The 9233-nt window shown below is 50.1% G+C and carries 10 protein-coding genes; all 10 read right to left on the bottom strand.

The annotated features are described in order from the left end of the window. Positions 1-32: 32 nt before the first annotated feature. Positions 33-689 (bottom strand): 3-oxoacid CoA-transferase subunit B, encoded by a 657-nt coding sequence (locus tag H5073_RS17485; protein WP_182680845.1) that lies wholly within the window; start codon positions 687-689, stop codon positions 33-35. Positions 690-703: 14 nt separating this feature from the next. Further along, complete coding sequence (locus tag H5073_RS17490; protein WP_182680846.1) at positions 704-1420, bottom strand: CoA transferase subunit A; 717 nt, start codon at positions 1418-1420, stop codon at positions 704-706. A gap of 84 nt (positions 1421-1504) precedes the next feature. After that, complete coding sequence (locus H5073_RS17495; RefSeq protein ID WP_182680847.1) at positions 1505-2392, bottom strand: hydroxymethylglutaryl-CoA lyase; 888 nt, start codon at positions 2390-2392, stop codon at positions 1505-1507. Further along, positions 2393-2548, bottom strand: coding sequence for a 3-methylcrotonyl-CoA carboxylase (locus tag H5073_RS17500; protein ID WP_182680848.1), 156 nt, complete (start codon positions 2546-2548; stop codon positions 2393-2395). After that, positions 2549-2704 (bottom strand): 3-methylcrotonyl-CoA carboxylase, encoded by a 156-nt coding sequence (locus tag H5073_RS17505; RefSeq protein WP_182680849.1) that lies wholly within the window; start codon positions 2702-2704, stop codon positions 2549-2551. Beyond that, positions 2705-4777, bottom strand: a complete 2073-nt coding sequence (locus H5073_RS17510) for an acetyl/propionyl/methylcrotonyl-CoA carboxylase subunit alpha (RefSeq protein WP_182680850.1) — start codon at positions 4775-4777, stop codon at positions 2705-2707. It abuts the gene before it with no gap. Further along, positions 4777-5595 carry an enoyl-CoA hydratase-related protein gene (locus tag H5073_RS17515; RefSeq protein WP_182680851.1) on the bottom strand — a complete coding sequence of 273 codons (819 nt, stop codon included), beginning with the start codon at positions 5593-5595 and terminating at the stop codon, positions 4777-4779. The genes H5073_RS17510 and H5073_RS17515 overlap by 1 nt, the downstream gene beginning before the upstream one ends. A 50-nt stretch (positions 5596-5645) precedes the next feature. Then, positions 5646-7253 carry a carboxyl transferase domain-containing protein gene (locus H5073_RS17520; RefSeq protein ID WP_182680852.1) on the bottom strand — a complete coding sequence of 536 codons (1608 nt, stop codon included), beginning with the start codon at positions 7251-7253 and terminating at the stop codon, positions 5646-5648. Between the two features lie 62 nt (positions 7254-7315). Then, positions 7316-8485: an isovaleryl-CoA dehydrogenase gene (locus H5073_RS17525; RefSeq protein ID WP_182680853.1), complete on the bottom strand. Its 1170-nt coding sequence runs from the start codon at positions 8483-8485 to the stop codon at positions 7316-7318. 205 nt (positions 8486-8690) lie between these two features. Further along, the gene (locus H5073_RS17530) at positions 8691-9098 is read right to left on the bottom strand and encodes a MerR family DNA-binding transcriptional regulator (RefSeq protein ID WP_182680854.1); all 408 of its coding nucleotides are present in this window, start codon (positions 9096-9098) and stop codon (positions 8691-8693) included. Positions 9099-9233 lie beyond the last annotated feature (135 nt).

The following is a 9233-nucleotide window of genomic DNA, read 5'->3' on the forward strand; positions in this document are numbered from 1 at the left end:
GTCTAGAATCTAGAATCTGCAATTAGCAGGCATTAAAACGTCATCTCTGGTACATGCTCTGGGACCACAAGTCTGCCGGCGGTCTTTGAGACAATCTCCTCGACCGACACCCCTGGGGCGCGCTCCAGCAGGTGGAAGGCGCCGTCTTTGATTTCCATAAAGGCTAAATCTGTCATGACTCGTTTGATGCAGCCAAAACCGGTTAAGGGTAACTCACACTTTGGCAGCAGCTTTGAGTTGCCGTGTTTGTCGGCGTGCATCATAGTCACGATAATATTGTCAGCGCCTGCGACTAAATCCATCGCGCCGCCCATGCCCTTGATGAGCTTGCCTGGGATCATCCACGAGGCGATAGAGCCATCGACGTCCACTTCAAAGGCGCCAAGCACAGTTAAATCCACATGACCGCCACGGATCATGGCAAAGCTTTCAGCCGATGAGAAGAATGACGCGCCCGCTACCGCAGTCACGGTTTGCTTACCAGCGTTGATGAGATCAGCATCTATGGTGTCTTCTGTTGGGAATTCCCCCATGCCTAATAGGCCGTTTTCAGACTGCAGCATGACTTCCATGCCTGCTGGAATGTAATTGGCCACAAGGGTTGGGATGCCAATACCAAGGTTGACGTAAAAGCCGTCTTGCAATTCTCTGGCAACGCGCTGGGCCAGTTGTTCTCTTGTTAGTGCCATTGTGATGTACTCCCTTATTTCGCCGCTGCTGTGGCAACTTTGACTGTGCGCTGCTCGATGCGTTTCTCAAAGCTTGCCTTGATGACGCGATCCACATAAATACCTGGGGTATGAATATGGTTTGGGTCAAGCTCACCAGGCTCTACAATTTCTTCTACTTCCACTACTGTGATTTTACCCGCTGTGGCCATCATAGGATTAAAGTTGGCGGCGGTATTGCGAAATACTAGGTTACCCATGGTATCGGCTTTCCAGGCGCGCACTAAGGCGAAATCTGCGGTTAAGGACTCTTCTAGCACATAATGGCGGCCCTTGATTTCGCGGGTCTCTTTGCCATCGGCGATAGGGGTGCCGTAACCTGTGGCAGTGAAAAAGGCGGGGATACCAGCACCGCCGGCACGAATTTTCTCGGCCAAGGTACCCTGTGGGGTCAAGATGACGTTTAATTCACCGGATAGCATTTGCTGCTCGAAGGTGGCGTTCTCGCCCACATAGGAGGCTATCATGGTATTGATTTGACGCTGCTGTAGCAGTAAACCTAGGCCGAAATCATCCACGCCAGCATTGTTTGAAATGGCGGTTAAGCCTTTAACGCCAAGCTTTACCATGTGGTTAATTAATCCCTCAGGGATGCCGCACAGGCCAAAGCCACCGACCATAATTGTCATGTCGTCAGATAAGCCTTTGAGGGCTTCATCGTAGCTGTGGACGACTTTATTGAATCCTGCCATCTTGTTGTCCTTAATCGTTATTTTATGATTTTTTGAGAATCTAGAATCTAGAATCTACCGTAATCCGTAATCCGTAAACCTTGTCTAGCCCAGCGCGTTAGCCACTTTTGAGGCGCTCATGCGGCCCAAGGCCTGACTGATATTCTTGCCAGCCTGAATAAGCTTAGTTAAGTCTATGCCTGTGTCTATGCCCATGCCGTGGAGCATATAAATGAGATCTTCGGTCGCCAAGTTGCCAGAGGCGCCTTTAGCGTAGGGGCACCCCCCAAGGCCAGCAACCGATGAGTCAAATACGCTTATTCCTGTGGGCAGGCAAGCTTGAATATTGGCAAGGGCCTGACCATAAGTGTCATGAAAATGCAGCGCTAATTTGTCTATGGGCACAAGCTCTGCCACGGTTTCCAGCATTCTACGGGCATTATTGGCGGTGCCAATGCCTATGGTGTCACCCAGAGATATTTCATAACAGCCCATGTTGTAAAGGATTTCAGACACCCGGGCCACTTCCGAGGCCTTTATCTCACCTTCATAGGGGCAGCCAAGCACGCAGGACACATAACCGCGAACCGCGATATTCCTCTGTTTTGCCATATCCATCAAAGGGATAAAGCGCTCGATAGACTCCTCGATGGAGCAGTTAATGTTCTTATGGCTAAAGCTTTGAGAGGCGGCACCAAATATTGCCACCTCATCAGCACCTGCTGCAATCGCAAGTTCGAGCCCCTTAAGGTTTGGCGTCAAGGCGCTGTATACCACGCCTTGCTGGCGCTTAATGCCTTGAAGCACAGCACTAGAGTCCGCCATTTGCGGCACCCATTTAGGCGACACAAAGCTTGCCGCCTCGATGCGCTTAACGCCAGCGTCCGCTAACTGCTCAATTAAGGCAATTTTCGCCTCCGTTGGTACGCTAGCCTCATTTTGCAGGCCATCGCGGGCGCCCACCTCGAAGATACTGACATTAGTTGGCAACATTTACGCCTCCTCGCCCTTAGCGTCTGCAGTGTCATCGACCGCTAGCGGCTCGACTTCAAGCAGCTGAGCGCTGTCTGTGACTAACTCGCCGCTTTGAAAGTAAAACGCTGTCACTGTGCCATCAAAAGGGGCTTCTGAACGGGTGATGTATTCCATCTACGCCTCCTCGCCCTTAGCGTCTGCAGTGTCAGCGACCGCTAGCGGCTCGACTTCAAGCAACTGAGCACCGTCTGTGACCAGCTCGCCGCTTTGGAAGTAAAACGCTGTCACTGTGCCATCAAAGGGGGCTTCTGAACGGGTGATGTATTCCATCTAGGCCTCCTTGTTGTTAGCGTTTACTATGTCAACAGCTAGCGGCTCGACTTCAAGCAACTGAGCACCGTCTGTGACCAGCTCGCCGCTTTGGAAGTAAAACGCTGTCACTGTGCCATCAAAAGGAGACTCAATGGTGTATTCCATCTTCATGGCTTCCATCACAAGTAAACCTTGGCCTGCGGTAACGCTAGCGCCAACATCCACTAAGTGCGTCACCACTGTGCCGTTCATCGGCGCTTTAAGTTTATCAACACTGCTCACTTGCTCTTCAGCAACTTGAGCCAATACCGCCTTGAAATGGTAGCTGCCAGAGGACAAGAACAGGGTAAACTCATCCCCTTGATGGCTTACCGGAATTTTAGACTTATGGCCGTTAATTTCCGCCAATAACACATCATCCCTTAGCTCACCACTGAGGTTAAGCACTTGCTCATCTAAGGTATAAGGGTTGATTACAGTTAATTGATAGCCGTCAGCTTGAGCCACAAGTAATAAATTGTGCAGCGGCTGCTCGCCATCTTTGGTTTCAGGCGTTTCATCACACAATAGCGCCACATGATGAATGCTGTTGCTATTGAGCCTAAAGCCGCTCATTTGTCCCCAAGGAGAGTGAGGGTCTTGACTATTAATTGCCAAGGCTTTTGCCGCTTGCTTGCGGGAGAGTACTTGATACAGCCCTGCTAACGCTAACGCGGTTTGGGCTTCGCTGGAAGCGCTGCCAATCAGGGCATCGCCGTAGCGTTCGATAAAGTCTGTGCTAAAGTCGGCGGCGGCAAAGGCGGGGTGCTCGGCAATATTAGCCAAGAACTCTATGTTGTGCCTAAGGCCACTTATCTGATAGGACTCAAGGGCATGTACTAGGCGCTGCAGGGCGCGGGGGCGCGACTCATCCCACACGATGAGTTTGGCTATCATGGGGTCATAGAAGTTACTGATGACATCGTTTTCACGTATGCCTGAATCTATGCGCACATGCTGGTTTTGCTCAGGTTCACGCAAAAAGTTTAACTTACCGCTGGCGGGCAGAAAATCATTTTGCGGATCTTCAGCGTAAATGCGCACTTCAAAAGAGTGGCCGTGAATGCGCACTTCTTGCTGCGTAAGGGGTAATTCATCGCCACTTGCGACCATTAGCTGCCACTTGACTAAGTCTTGCCCTGTGACCATTTCTGTTACTGGATGCTCAACCTGTAAGCGGGTGTTCATTTCCATAAAGTAGAAGCTGTTGTCGGTGTCCAGTAGAAACTCAACCGTACCCGCGCCCACATAATCGATGGCTTTAGCGGCAGCAACCGCGGCTTGACCCATTTGCACGCGAAGGGCGTCGGACAAACCTGGGGCTGGGGCTTCTTCCACCACTTTTTGATGGCGGCGCTGAATAGAGCAGTCCCTATCGGATAAATAAATCACGTTGCCATGGGTGTCGGCAAACACTTGCACTTCAACGTGCCTAGGTTGGCGCAGGTAGCGCTCCATCAACAGCTTGTCGTTACCAAATGAGGAGGTGGCTTCACGGCGAGCAGATTTCACCGCCGCTAAGATTTCACTTTCATTTTCAACGATGCGCATGCCTTTACCACCGCCGCCATAGGCCGCCTTGATAAGCAGTGGAAAGCCAATAAGTTTGGCTTGATGTACTAGGTTATCATCACTCTGATCATCGCCATGGTAGCCAGGCACTAGCGGCACATTGGCTTTACCCATGATTTCTTTAGCGGCGCTTTTACTGCCCATGGCATCTATGGCTTCACTGCCAGGCCCCACGAAGGCAATGCCATTTTGCTCACACTTGCGGGCAAAGTCGGCGTTTTCAGATAAGAAACCATAGCCTGGGTGAATGGCACCTGCGCCGGCTTTTTTGGCGATGTCGATAATCACATCGGCTTTTAAATAAGAATCTGCCGGTGCACTGCCGCCTAAATAGAAAGATTCATCGGCCATGGCCACGTGGCGAGCATCTTTGTCGGCATCCGAATACAAGGCAATGGTGCGCACGCCCATGCTTTTAGCGGTTTTAATGATGCGACAGGCGATTTCACCGCGGTTGGCGATAAGTAACTTAGTGAACATTATTGAGCTCCTTTGACTGGCGTTGCAGCTTGGGACCAGTTTGGTTGACGCTTGTCGAAGAAAGCATTTAAGCCTTCTTGGGCTTCTGTTGATACACGAATGCGGGCGATTTGCTCGCTAGTGTAGGCAAGGGTTGCCTCATCGATAACGCCATCTTCAAGGCGTGAGACTAAGGTTTTAACCCAGGCCATACCTTGGGGACTGTTGGCTTTAAAGGCGTCGATAAAGGGTTTGGCGGCGGCGTCTAAGTCATCATTTATTTGGTGAATGACTTGATGCGTAAGGGCACTTTGGGCATCGAAGCGCTCGGCGGTAAGCATGTAGCGTCTGGCTTGGCGATTGCCCATGGCGCGCACCACATAAGGGCTGATGACAGCAGGCAGTAAGCCGAGTTTAACCTCACTTAAACAAAAGCTTGCCCGGCTATTACTGATGACAATATCGCAGCAGCAAATTAGGCCTAAGGCGCCGCCAAAGGCCGCCCCTTGCACTAAGGCAAGGCTAGGTTTTGGAAACTTGTCTAACAGATGCATCAGCTTTGCCAGCTCATTGGCATCGTTAAGGTTTTGCTCAAAATCCATCTGGGCTTGCTTGCGCATCCAGTTAAGATCGGCCCCAGCACTGAAATTTTTGCCATTGGCCCGCAGCACTAAGACTTGGCAGTTTGCATCCTCGGTAAAGGCTTCAATGGCACTTATCATTTGGGCAATCATGACTTCATCGAAGGCATTGTGTACATCGGGGCGGTCGAGTATGAGTTCGCCCACGCCATCATTAAGGCTAGTGTGTACATATGAAGGCTGTTGATTATTATTCATTTTTTTTATCCCTATCACTCTGTCTCGAACATAGCTTTACAGCGGCGCAATTACATGCGAAACACACCAAAACGGGTGTCTTCAATCGGCGCATTGAGCGCTGCTGATAGGGCAAGGCCAACTACATCGCGAGTTTGAGCTGGGTCAATAATGCCATCGTCCCACAGGCGCGCACTGGCATGATATGGATGACCTTCTTTATCGTACTGGGCCACAATTGGCGCCCTAAAGGCTTGTTCTTCTTCCTTGGACCAGTCTTGACCCTTACGGGCGAGACCATCGCGGCGCACTGTGGCTAATACGCCTGCGGCTTGCTCGCCGCCCATCACTGAGATGCGCGCATTGGGCCACATCCACATCATAGTCGGCTCGAACGCGCGGCCACACATACCATAGTTACCCGCTCCATAGCTGCCGCCGATGATCACAGTAAACTTAGGCACATTGGCACAAGACACCGCGGTCACCATTTTAGCGCCGTGCTTGGCAATGCCTTCGTGCTCGTACTTTTTACCCACCATAAAGCCGGTGATATTTTGCAAGAAGAGTAAAGGAATTTTGCGTTGACAGCACAGCTCAATGAAGTGGGCGCCTTTTTGCGCCGACTCAGAGAACAAGATGCCGTTGTTGGCGACTATGCCCACAGGATAGCCGTGAATGCGGGCAAAACCGCACACTAAGGTTGCCCCATAGTTGGCTTTAAATTCATCAAAGTCTGAGTCATCGACGATACGAGCGATAACTTCTCTGACATCGAAGGGCTTTTTAAGATCTGTGCCGACGATGCCGTAAAGCTCGCTGATATCAAATTTAGGTGGCTGAACTGGGCTTAAAAGGCAAGTAATTTTCTTTTGATGATTAAGGCGGGTCACGGCGCGACGAGCAAGCTCTAAGGCGTGATCATCATTCTGGGCTAAATGATCGGCAACCCCAGAGATTTTAGTGTGCACTTCGGCGCCGCCAAGCTCTTCTGCGCTGACTTCCTCGCCTGTGGCGGCTTTTACCAGCGGCGGACCAGCTAAGAAAATGGTGCCTTGCTCTTTAACGATAATGGACTCGTCCGCCATGGCCGGCACATAAGCGCCACCTGCAGTACAAAGGCCCATCACCACGGCAATTTGCGGTATGCCCTTGGCTGACATTTGCGCTTGGTTATAAAAGATGCGGCCGAAATGGTCGCGGTCTGGAAACACTTCATCCTGGCGCGGTAAGTTAGCGCCGCCTGAGTCAACTAAATAGATACAAGGCAAGTGGCAGCGGCTGGCAATGTCTTGGGCGCGTAAATGCTTTTTTACCGTAATGGGGTAGTAAGTGCCGCCTTTGACTGTGGCATCGTTAGCGATGATCATGCATTCGACGCCGCTGACGCGGCCAATGCCAGCAATAATGCCCGCCGCGGGTACGTCTTCATCGTAGACCTCGAAAGCGGCAAATTGCGATAATTCTAAGAAAGGCGAGCCTGGGTCGAGCAGTTTTTCTACTCGTTGGCGCGGCAGTAATTTACCTCGAGATAAATGACGCTCTAGGGCTACAGGGCCGCCACCTTGTTCAATTTTTGTGAGTTTTTGTTTGAGATCGTCGACCAATAACGCCATATCATCATACTTGGCTTTAAATTCGTCGCTGCGGGCATTAATTCGGCTGCTCAGTTGCGTCACGATAATATCCTTAATGAAGCAAATAAAAGGGCGAGGGCAGAGCCTCGCCAGACAGAAATGGGTTACTTAGACTCGTTGAACAGTTCACGGCCAATGAGCATGCGGCGGATTTCTGAGGTGCCAGCGCCAATTTCATACAATTTAGCATCGCGAAGCAGTCGCCCTGTGGCGTACTCGTTAACGTAACCGTTGCCGCCAAGTAGCTGTATGGCATCTAAGGCCATTTTGGTAGCAAGCTCAGCGCTATAAAGGATAGCGCCGGCGGCATCTTTACGGGTAGTTTCGCCGCGATCGCATGAACGAGCCACGTTATACACGTAAGAGCGGGCGGCATTCATGCCTGTGTACATGTCGGCAAGTTTGCCTTGAACCAACTGGAACTCACCGATGGACTTACCAAATTGCTCACGCTCGTGGATGTAAGGCACTACGATATCCATACAGGCCGCCATGATCCCAAGCGGGCCGCCAGATAACACCACGCGCTCGTAATCTAGGCCACTCATCAACACTTTTACGCCATTGTTTAGGCCACCTAGAATGTTTTCTTCTGGCACTTCACAGTCTTCAAATACTAGCTCACAGGTGTTAGAGCCGCGCATACCGAGTTTGTCGAGCTTTTGCGCTTGAGTAAAACCTTTTGAGCCACGCTCGACAATAAAGGCTGTGATGCCGTGGGCACCTTTGCTTATGTCTGTTTTAGCGTAAATCACATAGGTGTGGGCATCTGGACCGTTGGTGATCCACATTTTATTGCCGTTCAGTATGTAACGGTCACCCTCTTTGCGGGCGTTAAGTTTCATGGAAACGACGTCTGAACCTGCATTTGGCTCACTCATGGCCAGCGCGCCAATGTGCTCACCGCTGACTAATTTTGGCAGGTACTTGGCTTTTTGGGCTTCATTACCGTTACGATTGATTTGGTTCACACATAAATTAGAGTGAGCGCCGTAGCTTAGGCCGATGGAGGCTGAGGCACGGGAGATTTCTTCCATGGCAATCACGTGAGCTAAATACCCCATGTTGGCGCCGCCAAATTCTTCTGGCACGGTCACCCCTAACAGACCCATGTCACCTAGCACTGGCCAGAGCTGGTTAGGGAAGGCATTGTCGCTGTCCACTTGGGCGGCGATGGGGGCAATTTCATTCGCAGCAAAGCCTTGGACTGCATCACGCAGCATATCGATATCTTCGCCCAGACCAAAGTTAAGGCTTGTGTAGAGTGCGCTCATAGTGTTGTGTCCTGTTGTTTAACTATTCTTATAATTTATAGTGACTTATTCACTTTTTTTTGTATTTTTTACTTTGTACTTTTCATTGTGTATATGTACTGCTGACATCTTGGCTTTACCTCCCACAATGTGGCCCCAATTGAGGTAAGGCTAAGATGGTTTTCATATAGTGAGTTGAATGATTAGTGCAATATTTAGTTGAGTGTTAAGCTTTTTTTAGCTCGTTTTGCTCAAGGGCTGTGCGGCACTGTAGCTCGGCTGAATTTAGCTCCATTAATACCACTTTGATGTCATCCATCTGCTGTTGTAGGGCGTATTTTTTATCGTTAACTAAATCCAGCATGGTATTAAGTTGTGCTGTGCTGCTCTTATCTGCATCATAAAGTTCAAATAATCGACGGGTTTCGGCTAAGGAAAAGCCTAAACGCTTACCGCGCAGAATAAGCTTTAAGCGTACTCTGTCTTTTAGGCTGTAAACCCGCGTTTGACCGCGACGCTTTGGTTTAATCAAGCCTTGGTCTTCATAAAAACGAATGCTGCGAGTGGTGATATCGAACTCTTTCGATAAATCACTGATGGAATATGTGGATTGTGGATTGTGTAATGTGCTCATGGGCCACCTAAAATACGTCTTTCATTGCAAGATATATGAAGTTTACGTAAAGGTAAAGTTTGTGGCTGTTTTTGCCGCAAATACTTGAGGATTAACGCTGTTAATCTGAGTTGCCACTTAAGGGATATTTTGCGC

The organism is Shewanella sp. SR44-3, assembly GCF_014163735.1.
Taxonomy (GTDB): Bacteria; Pseudomonadota; Gammaproteobacteria; order Enterobacterales; family Shewanellaceae; genus Shewanella.